Raw genomic sequence first — 16,354 nt, forward strand, 5'->3', positions numbered from 1 at the left:
CCAGGGTGTCCAGTTGCGCCTGGGTCAGCCGCGCCAGCGGGAAATCCGACGGCGTCACGCCACCACTGTGGCTGTCGCAGCAATGGCCGATGAGCGCAGTGAGCTCTTGCACGTAGTCATCGGCCAGGTGCTGGATGGTCGCGGTATTGAACAGCTCGCCGCTGAAGGTCCAGCTCAAGTCCAATTCACCGCCGAACACTTGGCCGTCAAGGGCCAGCGGGCTGCCCAGCGGACCTTGCAGGTTCACTTCCTCGCCACCGCGCTCTGTGGTCGGCACGAACAAGGCATCGGCGGCCGCATCGAAACTGCCGTCGAACTGACCAAGGTAATTGAAGGTCAGTTGCGGTTTCGCCAAGGCCTGCAGGGCTTCACGCGCAAGGTCATCGCCCAGGTGCGCCAAGGCCCCGAAACCGATGCCCTTATTGGGGATGGCGCGCAGTTGCTCCTTGATCTGCTTCAACGAAGCACCGAGGTCGGCGACCGGCGTCAGTCGGGCCGGGAACAGGCTGGTGAACCAGCCTACGGTACGGCTCAGGTCGACATGGGCGAACAGATCCTCACGGCCGTGGCCTTCGAGTTGCACCCACACACTGTCATCGCCGGTCCAGCGCACCATCACCCGCGCCAGCGCCGTCAGCAGCAGGTCGTTGACCTGGGTGCGATAGGCCGCCGGGGCTTGCTGCAGCAATTGCCGGGTGAGGTTTTTGTCCAGTGCCGTGCGAATCGTCACGGCTTGGCCCTGTTGCTGCCCGCCCTGGGGGTTGTCCCACGGCAAACCGGCCGGGGCGCCGTGCAACTGCTGCTGCCAGAAGCCCAGTTCGGCCTGCAAGGGTGCGCTGGCGGCATAGTCCTGCAACGCGGCGGTCCAGGCGTTGACCGCGCTGGTCTTGGCCGGCAGTTGCACCGCCGCGCCCGCGAGGGTCTGGCGATAAGCGCTTTGCAGGTCTTCGAACAGTATCCGCCAGGACACACCGTCCACCACCAGGTGATGGACAACCAGCAACAGCCGCTGCGTGCCATCGGCGAGGTTCGCCAGCAGCGCGCGGATCAGCGGCCCGCCCTCCAGTCGCAGGCTGCGCTGGGCCTGGTTGCCCAGCACTTGCAGTGCGGCGAGATCGTCGACGTCGGCTTGCCAGAGCAGCGTGTCGGCGGCCTGCGCCTCGACGTCACGGTAACGCGCGGTCCAGCGTTCGCCCTGCTCGATGAAGTCCAGGCGCAAGCTGTCGTGGTGCACGACCAGTGCGCCCAAGGCCTGTTCCAGCGCCTGCGCATCCAGCGCCTGGGTCGGCTTGAGCATCACCGACTGGTTCCAGTGATGGCGGTCGGGGATCGGCTGGGTGAAGAACCAATGATGAATCGGCAGCAGTGCGGTTTCGCCGGTCGCGGGTTGCTGGTCGATCAATTGCAGCGGCGCGCCCGTCTGTACCACGGCGGCCAGGGCCTCGATGGTCTGGTGCTGGAACAGGTCCTTCGGCGTGAAGTGCATACCGACCAACCGAGCACGACTGACCACCTGGATCGAGACGATGGAGTCGCCGCCCAGCTCGAAGAAGTTGTCCCGTAGGCCCACTTGCGCGAGCTTGAGCACGTCCTGCCAGATCGACACCAGTTGCTGTTCCAGCGTGCTGCGCGGGGCCACGTAGGTTTGCTGCAATTGGCTGACGTCGGGCTTGGGCAGGTTCTTGCGGTCGAGCTTGCCGTTGGGGGTCAACGGCAGGCGTTCGAGCAGCAGCAGATAAGCCGGGACCATGTGTGCCGGCAGGGTCGCCTTGAGCTGGTCACGCAAGTGCTCGGCGAAATCCTTTGGCACGGTTTCATTGGCCACCACATAGGCCACCAGGCGCTTGCCGCTGCCAGCAGCACCTTCCTGGGCTACGACAACCGCTTCGCGCACGCCTTCAAGGGCTTGCAGGCTGGCTTCGACTTCGCCCAGTTCGATGCGGAAGCCGCGGATTTTCACTTGATTGTCGATGCGGTCCAGGTAATCGAAAGTGCCATCGGCGCGTTGGCGCACCAGGTCGCCGGTGCGGTAGAGCAAACCGCCGCTGCTGAACGGGTCAGCGATAAATCGCTCGGCCGTCAGGCCCGGACGGTTCAGGTACCCCCGCGCCAGGCCGCTGCCGCCCAGGTACAGTTCGCCGGCCATGCCCTGGGGCAACAGGTTCAAATCAGCGTCGAGCACGTAGGCGCTGCGGTCGCCGATGCGGCTGCCGATGGGCGCATAGGCGGCGCCACACGCCACGTCGCGGCCAGCCTTCCAGATCAGCGGCGTGACCACGGTTTCGGTCGGGCCGTAGCCGTTGATGATGTAGTCCGGGTCGAGGGCGCGCTTGACCCGTTCGAAGCTGGCATTGGGCACCGCATCGCCGCCAAAGCAGTAGATGCGCACCTTCGGCGGGTTGCCCTCGCGCTCGGCGTGTTCGGCCAGTTGTTGCAGGTACACCGGCGGGAACGCCACCACCGTCACACCGTGTTCGCCCATGGCGTTGTAGGTCTGTTCCGGGGTCCACAGGCTGTCATCGCGAATCAGCAGCGAGGCACCGTGGGTCAGGCTGGTAAGCCAGCGTTCATGGGCACCGTCGAAGGCGAACGACATGAAATGGAATTCGCAATCGCTGTCGCGCATTTCATAGCGCTCACCGATGGCCTGGCAGTGCATCGCCAGCGGACCGTGGGCCACGCTCACGCCTTTCGGGTTGCCGGTGGAACCGGAGGTGTAGATGACGTAGGCGAGGTTCTGCGGATCGACGGTGATCGACGGTGCATCGGCCGATTGCAGGCTCAGGTCCAGGCGATCGAGCTCCAGCACCTGGTTGGCGCCTTCCAGCGGCAGTTGCGCCGACACCCGGGAGTCGGTGAGCAACAGCGCCAGCCCGGAATCCTCGATCAGGTAGGCCAGGCGTTCCCGTGGGTAGCTGGTGTCCAGCGGCACATAGGCCGCGCCGGCCTTGAGCACCGCCAGCAGTGCGACGATCACCCCTTCACTGCGCGGCAGGGCCACGCCAACGCGGGTTTCCGGGCCCACGCCACGGGCAATCAGGGCGTGCGCCAACTGGTTGGCCCGCCGGTCGATCTCGCCATAGCTGAAGCGCTGGCCGTCGAAGATCACCGCCGTCGCGTCGGGCTTGTGCGTCGCCAGATGGGCGATGCGTTGGTGTACGGCCATGTCGGTCGGGTAGGACTGCGGGTGGTTGGCAGCCTGTTGCGCCCTGTGCTCCTCGTCATCGGCCAGGGCAATCTCGCCGAGGCGACGCTCGGCGGATTCGGCAAACCGCTCCAGCAGGAGCAACAGTTGCGCACTCAAGCGCTCAATGGTTGCAACGCTGAAATGCGCCTGGTCGAAACTCATGTGCAGCGCCAGCGTCTCGCCCAAGGTCACGCCCAGGGTCAGCGGGTAGTGGGTCTGATCCTGGTTGGCGACTTCGCCGAACACCACGCCTTGGGCGGTGCCGTGTTGCAACGCCGCGGAAATCGGGAAGTTCTCGAACACCAGCAGACTGTCGAACAGCGCTCCCCCGCCCTGCCCAGCCCAGCGCTGGATGCTCGCCAGCGGCGTGTGCTCGAACTCGCGCAGGCTCAGGTTCTGCGCCTGTACGGCGGCCAGCCAGGCCGCGACGGTCTGGTCCGGACGCGAGCCGGCGATCACCGGCAAGGTGTTGATGAACAGGCCGACCTGTTGTTCGATGCCAACCAGCTCCGCCGGCCGCCCGGCCACGGTGGTGCCAAACGCCACGCAGTCGCTGCCAGTGTAGCGCTGCAACAGCAGCAGCCACGCCGCTTGCACCAGGGTGTTGACGGTGACTTTCTGCTGGCGGGCGAACGCGTTGAGACGGCCAGTGCCCGGCGCATCCAGGTGGTAATGCCTGAGCGCATGAGCGCTTTCGCTGCGCATTTCGCCACTCGCCGCAGCGGCGTTCGCCAGTACCGTCGGCTCCTGGAGATCGGCCAGTTGCTCCCGCCAGAACGCTTCGCTGAGCGCGGCGTCCTGGCGCTGCAACCATTGGATGTAATCGGCATAGCGGCTGACCGGGCGCGGCGGCTGTTGACCGGCATAACGCTGCAGCACTTCACCGAGCATCTGCGCGCTGCTCCAGCCATCCATCAGGATATGGTGGTTGGTAAAGATCAGGTGATGACGCTCATCGCTCAGTTGAATCAGCGTGACCCGCAGCAGCCCGGCCTGGGTCAGGTCAAACCCCATGGCCAGGTCAGCGGCAATGAAATCCTTGAGGGCCAGGGCAACGTCATGGCGTTCGCGCCAATCGAGCACGGTGTAGGGCAGCGCCAGACGGCGGTGGATGATCTGCAACTGTTGCTGCAACTCGCCCTGCCAGATGAAGCCGCTGCGCAGGATCTCATGGGCGTCCAGGGTCGCCTGCCACGCCGCGCGGAAACGCTCGGGGTCCAGGCCATCGACATCCACGCACAATTGGTTGATGTAGGCACCGGTACCCTGCTCGTACAGGGTATGAAACAGCATGCCTTGCTGCATCGGCGACAGTGGATAAATGTCTTCGATGGCGGCAGCGGGCACCGGGATCGCGTCCAACTGCGCCTGGGTGATGCGCGCCAGCGGGAAGTCCGACGGCGTGGTACCCATGGAATGGGCCTGGCAACAATGGCCGATCAGCGCTTCCAGTTCGCGGGCATAGTCATCGGCCAGACGGGCGATGGTCGCCTCGTTGAATTGCTCAAGGCTGAACGTCCAACGCAAGTCGAGCTCGCCGTCGTAGACCTGGCCTTCGACACTCAGCCAGTTATCCAGTGGCGCATCAAGGCTCTGCTCGCGCCCGGCGCTTTCCCCCGCCGGGCTGAACAGCGCACCCTCCCGGGCATCGAAACTGCCGTCGAACTGGCCGAGGTAATTGAAGGTGATGCCCGGCAATGGCAAGGCCTTGAGACAGGCTTGCGCCGCATCGTCGCCGAGGTAGCGCAGCACACCGAAACCGATGCCCTTGTTCGGGATCGCCCGCAGTTGCTCCTTGATCTGCTTGATCGCGGCACCCACGCCATCGGCCGGGGTCAGCCGCACCGGGAACAGGCTGGTGAACCAGCCGACCGTGCGGGTCAGATCGACGCCTTTGAACAACTCTTCGCGGCCATGGCCTTCGAGCTGGATCAAGGTGTCGGCGTGGCCGGTCCAGCGACAGATCACCCGCGCCAGGGCGGTCAGCAGCAGGTCGTTGACCTGGGTGCGATACGCCGCGGGAGCCTGTTGCAGCAGCTGTTGAGTGAGGGTTTTGTCGAGACGGCTGTGCAGCACTTTGGCGTAACGGCTTTGCCGGCTGCCTTGGGGGTTATCCCACGGCAGATCCACTCCCGCGCCTTGCAGTTGTTGCTGCCAGAACGTCAGTTCGGCCTGAACGTTTTCCGTGCTGGCGTAGGCCTGCAGATGTTCACCCCAGGCCTTGTAGGCGCTGGTCTTGGCCGGCAGCTTGATGGCGGTGCCGGCGCTGGCCTGTTGATAAGCCCGTTGCAGATCTTCCAGCAGGATGCGCCACGACACACCGTCCACGGCCAGGTGGTGCACGGCCAATAACAGACGCTGGCTGCCATCGGCCATGCTCGCCAGCACCGCACGCAGCAGCGGGCCATTGTGCAGGTCGAGGCTGCACTGAGCCTTGGCACACAGGTCTTGCAGCTCAGCAGCGCTCAGGTTGTCCGCTGTCCACAACAACTCAGGGTCGACCACCATCGGCGCGACCTCAGCCCGCCAACCTGCCGGGGTTTCGACGAAGCGCGAACGCAACGCATCGTGATGCGCCAACACGGCGTTGAGGGCCTGCAGCAGCGCCGGGGCCTGCAACGGTAGATGGCTGCGCAACAAGACGGTCTGGTTCCAGTGGTGACGCTGGGCAATGGCGTCCTCGAAAAATACCTGCTGGATGGGCAGCAACGGCTGTTCGCCGCTGACCGGCCCCTGATCGATCTGCAGCCCGCTGCCACCCTGTTGCGCGACGCTCGCCAGGCCTTGCACGGTTTGATGCTGGAACAGGTCACGGGGGGTGAAATGGATCCCGGCCTGCCGCGAGCGGCTGACCACCTGGATCGAGATGATCGAGTCGCCACCCAGCTCGAAAAAGTTGTCGGTCAAACCGACCTGTTCAAGCTTGAGCACGTCCCGCCAGATGGCCGCGATGCCTCGCTCCAGTTCGCTGCGGGGGGCGATAAAGGCCTGCTGCAGTTGACTGGCATCCGCTGACGGCAAGGCCTTGCGGTCGAGCTTACCGTTGGGGCTCAGCGGCAATTGCGCAAGGAACACCAGCTGGGTTGGCACCATGTAATCCGGCAGATGCTCCTTGAGTTGCGCCTTGAGGGTTTCCCGCGCAGCGCCCTGCTCATCCGCCGAGGCCGACACCAGCGATGCATCCTTGGGCACCACGTAACCCACCAGTTGCAAGCTGCTGCCACCCTGCACCGCCAGTACGACGGCTTCACTGACCGCCGCCAGTTCCAACAGGCGTGCTTCGACCTCGCCCAGCTCGATGCGCAAGCCGCGGATCTTCACTTGATGGTCAACGCGGCCCACGTATTCGATTTCGCCCAAGGCATTGAAGCGCGCCAAGTCGCCGGTGCGATACAGGCGCGCACCGCGGGTGGAGAACGGATCGGGGATGAAACGTTCGGCGGTCAAGGCCGGGCGTTGAAAGTAACCACGCGCCAGCAGCTCGCCGCCAATCAGCAACTCCCCGGTCACCCCCACCGGCGTGGGCGCCAGGTGCGCATCCAGTAGATAGGTATGCCGACCTGGAAGCGGTTGACCAATGGGCAAGGTCAGCGGCAGCGGCCGGCGATTGAAGACGTAATCGCTGCAATCAAGGGTGGTGGCCGTGACCGTGGCTTCGGTCGGGCCGTAGGTGTTGAGCAGCTTGACCTGCTCCAGCCCGGCCCGGCGCCAGGCCTGCACGCCTTCGGGCGGCATGGCTTCACCCCCGCTGTGCACCTGGCGCAGCGCCGCATAGTCACGCGGCCCGACAGCGGCGAACTCCTTGGCGATCATGTTCCAGTAGGCGGTGGTCAAGTCCATGACCGTGATGCCCTGCTCGACGATCTGGCGGTACAGGGTTTCGCTGTCCCAGACCTCGTTGCCGCGCAGCACCACCGAGGCGCCGCAGGTCAGCGGGCCGAACAGTTGCTCGCCAAAGGCATCGAAGTTGAACGTCGCGAATTGCAGCACGCAGTCGGTGCTGTTCAAGCCGTAATAGTACTGCGAGGCAAACGCATGCTTGCTCAACGCGCCATGACTGATACCGACGCCTTTCGGCCGCCCGGTCGAGCCGGAGGTGAACATGACGTAGGCCAGGCTGTCGGCCCACACCTTGCGTTGCAGGTTACCTGGCTCGGCGCTTTCCCAGGACTCGGCCTGATCCAGGCACAGGCAACGCACGCCGTCGGGCACAGGCAGTCGTTCAAGCAAATGGCTTTGGCTCAGGAGCAAACGGCTGGCGCTGTCTTCGATCATGAATCGAAGGCGATCCACCGGGTACTGGGGGTCCAGCGGCACGTAGGCACCGCCGGCCTTGAGCACGGCAAGAATGGCCACCACCAGGTCCAGGCTCCGGTCGACAGCGATGCCCACCAGCACGTCAGGACCGCCCCCCGCCGCCACCAATGTGCGCGCCAGGCGGTTGGATCGGGCATTGAGCTGGCCATAGCTCAATCGTTGTCCATCGCAGATCAAGGCGACGGCGTCCGGGCTACGTTGAGCTTGGGCCTCGAACAGTTCATGCACCGGGCGCTCACTCGGCCAGCTCGTGTCGTGGCGCGCCCACTCTGTCACCACCTGCCGATAGTCGGCCGGCGCCAACAACGCCAGCTCGCCGACGCGCTGCTGCGGGTCGTTGACGATGTTGCGCAACAGCAACGTCCAGTGCCGAGCCATGCGCTCGATGGTGTCGTGGCTGAACAAGTCACTGGCGTAGGTGAACGCCGCATGCAAGTGCCCGCCCTTTTCGTAGGTGTCCAGGCTCAAGTCGAACTGGGTGCTGCGGGTTTCCCACTCGATGACGCCCAACTCCAGACCGCTGCCGACTTTCAGCGTGGTGACGTCGGCCACTTCCGGCTGGTGGTTGTACATCACCTGGAACAATGGATTGTAGCTCAGGCTGCGCTCAAGCTTCAGCGCCTCGACCAACCGTTCGAAGGGCAGGTCCTGGTGGGCCTGGGCGCCGAGGGCGGTTTCCTTGATGTCACGCAACAGGTCGCCGAGGCGAGTCTGGCCGTCCAGTTGCACCCGCAATACCTGGGTGTTGACGAAGAAACCGATCAGCCCTTCGATTTCCCGGCGGTTGCGATTGGCGATCGGGACGCCGACCCGCAAGTCATCTTGCCCGGTATAGCGGTACAGCAGGATATTGAAAGTCCCCAGCAACAGCATGAACAACGTGACCCCATGCTGGCGGGCAACGCCGCGCAGTTGCTCGACCAGCGCGGCGTCCACCACCTGCTCCAGGCGGCGACCGCGATAGCTCGGCAGCACCGGGCGCGGATAGTCGATGGGCAGCTCCAGCACCGGATGCTCATCGCCCAGCTGCGCTTGCCAGTAATCGAGTTGACGCTGCAGCTCGCCCGCTTCCAGCCAGCGCCGCTGCCACAGGGCGTAGTCGCTGTACTGGATCGGCAAGTCGGCCAACTGAGGTTCCACGCCCGCTTCATGGGCGTCGTAGCAGCGAATGAACTCGTCGATCAATACGTTCATCGACCAACCGTCGGAGACGATGTGGTGCAAGGTCAGCAGCAGCACGTGCTCCTGATCATCGAGCTTGAGCAGTTCGACCCGCAGCAAAGGGCCGCTGGACAGGTCGAAGGGCCGCAGTGATTGTTCCTCGGCGGCCCGACGCACCGCTTGCTCGCGCTCGGCTGCCGGCATGGCGCTGAAGTCCCTGTGCTCGATCACCAGCGGCGCGTCGGTCGGCACTTGCAGGAGGCTGTCGTCGGCCTGGCGCTGGAACACCGTGCGCAGGGTTTCGTGACGGGCCACCAGGCTGGCGAAAGCTTGCTCCAGCGCTGGCAGGCTCAGCGCGCCCTTGAGCCGCACCGCTCCCGGCAGGTTGTAGGCACCGCTGTCCGGCTCCAGCTGCCAGAGAAACCACATGCGCTGCTGGGCATAGGACAACACCTGGCGATCCTCGGCCTCGACGCCCCGGGGGATGGGAAAACCGCTGAACTCCACGCCCTCCTTGTCCAGCGCGGCCAGGAACATCCGGCGCTTTTCCAGGGGCAACCCGATAAACCGGCGAGCAAGTTTCAAGGCGTCTTCAGCATTCATTTCTGGGGTATCCGGAATCAGTGGGCACAAGGCACAAAGGCAAGTCGTCCCTATGAAACGAATGCAAACCGGAAAAATTAGCGTTTGAGAATTTGTGTCAGGAAGAGCTTCCCGACAGGAAAGGACAGTCCGCATTGTGGCGAGGGGATTTAGCGAAGCGTCGCACCGCCCCGCTGGGCTGCGAAGCAGCCCCAAAAACCGAGGAGATGTTGCGTCAGGTAGTTTGAATGGGGCCGCTTCGCGCCCCAGCGGGGATAAATCCCCTCGCCACAGGGGTCAACCCATGCCGCCGATGATGCACGCTCAACTGATCCTTGATCAGCCGCAGCACCTTGGCCTCGTGCTCATGAATGAAGAAGTGCCCGCCCGCCAGCATGTCCACCGAAAAGCTGCCCGTGGTTTCCTGGCGCCAGCCCATCAGTTGCTCCGTGGTGGCCTTGTCGGCCGTGCCGCCGAACACGTGCACCGGACAGTTGAGCAGCGGCCGCTGCCGCGGCTGGAAATGTCCGCACAGCAAAAAATCGGCGCGCAGGACCGGCAAGGTCAAGGCCATCAGCTCTTCATTGGCCAGGATCTCCTCGCTCGTACCGTTGAGGGTGCGCAGTTGCTCGATCAGTTCAGCGTCGGTTTTCGGCTTGGCGAAACCGCGGTCGTAGTCGGCGCGCATCGTCGGCGCCGCGGTGCCGGATGCAAACAACGCCACCGGTTCCGGGCAGCCAAGTTCACGCAGGGCATGGGCGATTTCACAGGCCAGCAGCGCGCCCAGGCTGTGGCCAAACAAGGCGTAAGGGGCCTGGAGCGACGGACGCAGCTCCCGCGCCAGCTGCATCGCCAACGGGCCCATGTCGGTATGCAGCGGCTCGTCGAAGCGCGCTCCGCGCCCCGGCAGTTCCACCGGTTGCACGTGCAGCCATTGCGGCAACGTGCGCCGCCAGCGGCTGTACACCATCGCGCTGGCGCCGGAATAAGGCAGGCACAGCAGGGTCAGTTGGGTCACTGCGGTTTTCTCCGATCGGTCGTGTAGGGAAGATAACGAAATCGTAACCCATGGAATTAGTCAAAACCGTGACGTTCGCCACGAGATGCCTGCCCCTTGTGGGAGCAAGGCTTGTGGGAGCAAGGCTTGCCCGCGATGAACGATAACGCGGTTCATCCTCCCACACGACCTTATACTGGCGGCACCTCGACTCACCGCACTGCACAGGAGAACGCCATGGGCTGGTCCGCCAAGCAATACGTCACCTTCGAACAGGAACGCACCCGTCCGTCCCGGGACCTGCTCGCCGCCATCCCCCCGACACAGGCCCGCTCGGTGATCGACCTGGGGTGCGGCCCGGGCAATTCCACCGAGCTGCTGGTGGAACATTTCAACAGCGCCACGGTGCGCGGCCTGGACAGTTCCAGCGACATGGTCGACGCCGCACGCAAACGCCTGCCCGCCGTGGCGTTCGACACTGCCGACATCGGCCAATGGGATGAGCCCGGGCCGTTCGACGTGATTTTCGCCAACGCCGTGCTGCAATGGCTGCCTGACCACGCCAGCCTGCTGCCCGCGCTGGTGGGCAAGCTCGCTCCCGGTGGCAGCCTGGCAATCCAGATGCCCGACAACCTGCACCAGCCCTCCCACCGCTTGATGCGGGAAATCGCCGCCAACGGGCCTTGGGCCAGCCAACTGGCCGCGGCGGCTGATTCGCGTACCGAGATGGCGGATGCCAGCGCCTACTACTCGATCCTCAAGCCCCACTGCAGCCGCGTCGATGTGTGGCGCACCACCTACCATCACCCCTTGGCCGGCGGTGCTGCAGGCGTGGTGGAATGGTTCAAGGGCAGCGCCTTGCGGCCGTTTCTCGAGCCGCTGGACGAGGCGCAACGCGAGCAGTACCTGGCCCGCTACCTCAAGGCGATCGAACAGGCTTATCCCGCCCAGGACGATGGGACGGTGCTGCTGCCGTTTCCCCGGTTGTTCATGGTTGCGACGCGCTAGGGCGACGGTCGATGACGCAGCGACGGGGCCTAAATTTCTGATCCGGGCCCTCGTTACCTGCTAAGACCAAAAACCCGCAAGAGTGACCGCCGTGGACCTGCACACCATCCTGGGCAAGCTGTTCGCCAATGCCGGCGCCGTTGGTATCGAAGGCGTCTTCCAATTCGTGTTCGGCCCGCACCAGGCGTACTGGTCCGAGGTCAAGGCCAGCAGCCGCACCGAAGCTGGCCGCCACAGCAGCCCTGACGTGACCATCGAGGTGGCGGAAAAGGACTTCCTCGGGATCATGGCCGGCATGGCCAATGTCGAGGAACTGTTCGCCAGCGGGCGCCTGAAGATCGGTGGCAACATGGGCCTGGCGACGTTGCTGCCGCAGATCATCGACCATGCCCGGCATGGCGGTGGCGTGGTGGAAAAGGTCGACATGAACAAGCGCTACCCCACCCCGTCGCGCTTCAGCGAAAAACTCACCGCGAGCCTGCCGCCCCAACGCAGCGTGGAACGGCGGCCTCGCAGCGAGCTGTCGGTGCAGGAGTTTCAAGCGCGCTATTTACCCCACGGCATTCCGCTGGTCATCAGCGATGCCTTGCAGGACTGGCCGTTGTTCAAACTCAGCCGCGAAGAATCCCTGGTGCATTTTGCCGAGCTGCAAGGCATCACCCGCCACGGCGACTACGTGAAGAAGACCTTCTCCACCGAGCGGGATTTCCGCTCCACGTCCATGGCCGACTTCATCGCCTCCCTCGACAGCCCGGCGACCAAGGGCGCCGACGGCGAACCACCGGCCTACATGGGCAACAACATCCTGCCGGCGCAACTGATGGAGCAGATCAAGTACCCGCCCTACTTCGCCCCCTCGCTGTTCATCCCGCCGCGCATCTGGATCGGCCCCAAGGGCACCCTGACGCCGCTGCACCGCGACGACACCGACAACCTGTTCGCCCAGGTCTGGGGCCAGAAAACCTTCACCCTCGCCGCGCCTCACCACCGCGAAGCCCTGGGCACCTGGTCCACGGCGCCCCAAGGCGGGCTGGACGGTTGTGATTTCAACCCGGACGCGCCGGACTACCAACGCTTCCCCCACGCCCGCGACGTGACCTTCATGCGCGTGACATTGGAGGCAGGGGATTTGCTGTTTTTGCCTGAGGGTTGGTTCCATCAGGTGGAGTCGGTGTCTACGTCGTTGTCGGTGAATTTCTGGGTGAATTCGGGGCGGGGTTGGTAACAGCCGACCTGAAGCAAAATTCTTTGTGGCTGGAGGATTGTGGGAGCAAGGCTTGCCCGCGATGAAGGCAATGCGGTCTTTCAGAAATCGAGTCGCCTGTTTCGCGAGCAAGCTATGCTCCCACGGTCCCCTTGCCACAGGTTTGTGTTTGGACCTGGAATATGAAGACAGCTTCACCCAACTGAACTCTGCACGCCTCACGCCAGTCAGCAGGTAAGGCCCTCCATTCAAGGTGCTAGACCATGCAGATATCCCTCGCCCGACAGGTTGCCCTGGTCACCGGCGCCAGCTCCGGCATTGGCGCAGGCGCGGCCAGGGCGTTGGCGCACGCCGGTGCCGCAGTGGTGCTCAACTACCACTCCAGCGCCGGCCCGACCGAAGCGCTGGCCCGTGAAATCAACGCCACCGGCGGCCGCGCCATCGCTGTCGGGGCCGATGTGTCGAAGGAGCCGGACGTCGAGCGGCTGTTCGCCCAGACCCTCGAAGCCTTTGACGCGCTGGACATCCTGGTCGCCAACTCCGGCCTGCAAAAAGATGCCGCCACCGTCGACATGCGCCTGGAAGACTGGAACACCGTGATCGGCACCAACCTCACCGGCCAGTTCCTCTGCGCTCGCGCCGCCCTGCGGATTTTCACCCGCCAGGGTATTCGCCACGGCGTGTCCCGGGCCGCTGGCAAGATCATCCACATGAGTTCGGTGCACCAGCGCATTCCCTGGGCCGGCCACGCCAATTACGCCGCGTCCAAGGGCGGGGTCGATCTGCTGATGCAGAGCCTGGCCCAGGAAACCAGCCACCAGCGCATCCGCATCAACAGCATCGCCCCCGGCGCCATCCGCACGGCCATCAACCAGGACGCCACCGAGGGCGAGCAGGAACAGAAACTGCTGGAGCTGATTCCTTACGGTCGCGTCGGCGCTGTGGAGGACGTCGCCAACGCGGTGGTCTGGCTGGCCTCGGACTTGTCCGATTATGTGGTGGGCACCACGTTGTTCATCGATGGTGGGATGAGCCTTTATCCGGGGTTTCGCGGCAATGGCTGATCATGACGAACCGCAAAGCCCCATCGAGAACCACGGCATCATCGGCGACATGCGCAGCGCCGCGCTGGTCAATGACCAAGGCAGCATAGATTTTTTCTGCTGGCCGGAATTCGACAGCCCATCGATCTTCTGTTCGCTGCTGGATACGCCCGAAGCAGGCATTTTCCAACTGGCCCCGGACCTGCCGAACGCCCGCCGCCAGCAGATCTACCTGCCCGACACCAACGTGCTGCAAACCCGCTGGCTGAGCGACGGCGCCGTGGTGGAAGTCACCGACCTGCTGCCCATCGGCGACAGCGAGGATGATTTACCGGTGCTGATGCGCAAAGTGCACATGACCGTCGGCAGCGCGACGTTTCGCATGCGCTGCGCCGTGCGGCATGACTACGCCCGGGCCGCCACCACGGCGCGCCAGGACGCTGCCCACATCTGTTTCGAGGCGCCGGGGCAACCGAGCCTGCGCCTATGCTCCGACCAGCCCATGACGCTGGACGGCAATGCGGCGGTGGCCGAGTTCACCCTGGCGCAGGGCCAGAGCGCCGAATTCCTGCTGGGTGGCATCGACGACCCGCGCCTTCAGGACGATGTCAGCGCGATTTGCCTGGAACGCACCCTGGCGTTCTGGCGCGGCTGGATCGGCCAGTCCACCTACCGGGGACGCTGGCGGGAAGTGGTCAACCGCTCGGCCCTGGCGCTGAAGCTGCTGACCTCGCGCAAACACGGCGCCATCCTCGCCGCCGCCACCTTCGGCCTGCCGGAAACCCGCGGCGGCGAACGCAACTGGGATTATCGCTACACCTGGATCCGCGACTCTTCCTTTACCGTCTATGCGTTCATGCGCCTGGGCTTCGTCGAAGAAGCCAACGCCTACATGCGCTGGCTGCGCGGCCGGGTCAGTGACTGCTGTGATCAACCGATCAAACTCAATATTCTCTACGGTCTGGACGGCAGGCAGGAGCTACCGGAAACCGAGTTGCCACACCTGAGCGGCTTCGGCAACGCCCGACCGGTACGCATTGGCAACCTGGCCTACAAACAGGTGCAGTTGGACATTTTCGGCGAGCTGATGGACGCGGTGTACCTGGTCAACAAATACGGCGAAGCGATCTCTCATCAAGGCTGGAAACACACCGTCGAGGTGGTCGACCAAGTGTGCAAGGTCTGGCAGGACAAGGATGTGGGTATCTGGGAAATGCGCGGCGACAAACAGCATTTCCTGCATTCGCGGCTGATGTGCTGGGTCGCGGTGGATCGCGCCATCCGCCTGGCCGAAAAACGCTCCCTGCCCGCCCCGTTCGCCCGCTGGGACGAGACGCGCCAGGCCATCTACCAGGACATCTGGACGAACTTCTGGAACGACGAACACCAGCACTTCATCCAGCGCCTGGGCAGTACCGCCCTGGACGGCTCGATGCTGTTGATGCCGCTGGTGCGCTTCGTCAGCGCCCGCGACCCGCGCTGGCTCTCGACACTCGACGCCATCGAAAAAAACCTGGTGCGCGACGGCATGGTCTATCGCTACCGCAACGACGACAGCCCCATCGACGGCCTCAGCGGCATCGAAGGCTCATTCGCGGCCTGCTCGTTCTGGTACGTCGAATGCCTGGCCCGCGCCGGCCGCGTGGAAAAAGCCCAGCTGGAGTTCGAACAACTGCTGCGCTACGCCAACCCGCTGGGGCTGTACGCCGAAGAATTCGACAGCCACGGCTACCACCTGGGCAACACTCCCCAAGCCCTGACCCACCTGGCGTTGATCAGCGCGGCGAGCTTCCTGGACCGCAAGTTGAGCGGGGAGAAAACTCATTGGCAGCCGTGAACTAGGCTTTTGTGGGAGCAAGGCTTGCCCTCGATGAAGGTGACGCGTTCATTGTGATCGTTCCTCACGCTCCGCGTGGGAACGCCGCCAGGGACGCTCCGCGTTCCGCTTCTGGAGGGTGACGCAGAGCGTCACGGGCTGCATTCCCACGCGGAGCGTGGGAACGATCATGGTGTGCCGGCTACCGCGCTGAGTCGGCCAGCTCGAGGTCATCCAACGCACGGTTAGCCAGCAACCTGGCCAGTTCGATCAACTGCTGAATCCCCAGCGCAACATGCCGCCGAGAACCCTCCAACTCGAACCCCAGGTCACTGACCAGCGCATCGGCCGAGGCCAGGGTTTCGTTGAGGGTGGTCAGCACCGATTCGGTGTTGAGGCCGGGGACCACGGTGAAAACCTGGCCGTCCTGGGTGTCGGGTTTAGGCGGCGTGGGCGACAAATGGATATTCAGCGCCCGGTCGGCGGCTTCGCGGAGTTTTTTTTGTATCGAAGGTGGTGTAGGCAGAGAGGTCTTCGGGGCGTGGTGGGTTGGGGGTGATCTTGACCATGATGTGAATCTCCATTCAAAAGTGGAGTTCGCCATTTCCGCGACCAAGCAGAGGGGTGGCGAACTGTACGCAGGTTGGTCGACCAGGGAATGGATACCCGGCAGGGCCCGAAGCCCTCCCACGCACAGTCAGCCATAAAGCAGACAGCCGCTCGCGCGGCATCGTGCGCCATTCTAAACCCGGGCGACCAAACCCGGTCGCTGATTTTTCAGCGACGAGCAAAGCCTATCCCCGCTATTTCCTAACCGGCAACCGCCGCGACTCGTCAGAAAATTCCGGTTCACCTATTTTTTTGTAGGAACACCGCACCACTGTGGCGAGGGGATTTATCCCCGCTGGGCTGCGCAGCAGCCCCTGTAATCAGCGCCTCGGTGCATCAGGCAGATTGAGTTGGCTGTTTAGGGGGCTGCTTCGCAGCCCAACGGGGATAAATCCCCTCGCCACAAAAACTAGTGACGTCCCGTTTCGAG

The 16,354-nt window shown here is 64.1% G+C and carries 7 protein-coding genes (1 of these 7 only partly in view); 4 read left to right on the forward strand and 3 right to left on the reverse strand.

Annotated features, from left to right (window positions below; translation table 11 throughout):
* Together B0E42_RS01295 and B0E42_RS01300 are read right to left on the reverse strand one after the other, a co-directional pair.
* A protein-coding gene (locus tag B0E42_RS01295) for a non-ribosomal peptide synthetase (protein WP_077505352.1) crosses the window boundary here: on the reverse strand, positions 1-9,268 show its 5' portion. Its footprint begins 3,317 nt before the window's first position; only the first 9,268 of its 12,585 coding nucleotides appear in the window; it begins with the start codon at positions 9,266-9,268; its stop codon lies off the left edge, out of view.
* Positions 9,269-9,482: 214 nt separating this feature from the next.
* The gene (locus tag B0E42_RS01300; RefSeq protein ID WP_077505353.1) at positions 9,483-10,265 is read right to left on the reverse strand and encodes a thioesterase II family protein; all 783 of its coding nucleotides are present in this window, start codon (positions 10,263-10,265) and stop codon (positions 9,483-9,485) included.
* 216 nt (positions 10,266-10,481) lie between these two features.
* On the opposite strand from B0E42_RS01300, the gene tam reads away from it, so the two are divergent.
* From tam to B0E42_RS01320, 4 genes are all read left to right on the forward strand, one after another.
* Positions 10,482-11,252: a trans-aconitate 2-methyltransferase gene (gene tam, locus B0E42_RS01305; protein WP_077505355.1), complete on the forward strand. Its 771-nt coding sequence runs from the start codon at positions 10,482-10,484 to the stop codon at positions 11,250-11,252.
* A 91-nt stretch (positions 11,253-11,343) separates the two neighbouring features.
* Complete coding sequence (locus B0E42_RS01310; RefSeq protein ID WP_018609406.1) at positions 11,344-12,477, forward strand: cupin-like domain-containing protein; 1,134 nt, start codon at positions 11,344-11,346, stop codon at positions 12,475-12,477.
* A 242-nt stretch (positions 12,478-12,719) separates the two neighbouring features.
* Positions 12,720-13,520 (forward strand): SDR family oxidoreductase, encoded by an 801-nt coding sequence (locus tag B0E42_RS01315; protein ID WP_077505357.1) that lies wholly within the window; start codon positions 12,720-12,722, stop codon positions 13,518-13,520.
* The gene (locus tag B0E42_RS01320; RefSeq protein WP_077505358.1) at positions 13,513-15,336 is read left to right on the forward strand and encodes a glycoside hydrolase family 15 protein; all 1,824 of its coding nucleotides are present in this window, start codon (positions 13,513-13,515) and stop codon (positions 15,334-15,336) included. The genes B0E42_RS01315 and B0E42_RS01320 overlap by 8 nt, the downstream gene beginning before the upstream one ends.
* A gap of 181 nt (positions 15,337-15,517) precedes the next feature.
* On the opposite strand, the gene B0E42_RS01325 is transcribed toward B0E42_RS01320, so the two are convergent.
* Entirely contained in the window at positions 15,518-15,775 is a 258-nt protein-coding gene (locus B0E42_RS01325) for a DUF6124 family protein (RefSeq protein ID WP_371915886.1), read from the reverse strand.
* Positions 15,776-16,354 lie beyond the last annotated feature (579 nt).

This window comes from Pseudomonas sp. A25(2017), assembly GCF_002001065.1.
Lineage (GTDB): Bacteria > Pseudomonadota > Gammaproteobacteria > Pseudomonadales > Pseudomonadaceae > Aquipseudomonas > Aquipseudomonas kilonensis.

Excerpts from the sequence above, each read along its gene's own strand:
- tam (WP_077505355.1), top strand. The coding sequence starts at position 10,482 with ATGGGCTGGTCCGCCAAGCAATACGTCACCTTCGAACAGGAACGCACC.
- B0E42_RS01315 (WP_077505357.1), top strand. The coding sequence starts at position 12,720 with ATGCAGATATCCCTCGCCCGACAGGTTGCCCTGGTCACCGGCGCCAGC.
- B0E42_RS01320 (WP_077505358.1), top strand. The coding sequence starts at position 13,513 with ATGGCTGATCATGACGAACCGCAAAGCCCCATCGAGAACCACGGCATC.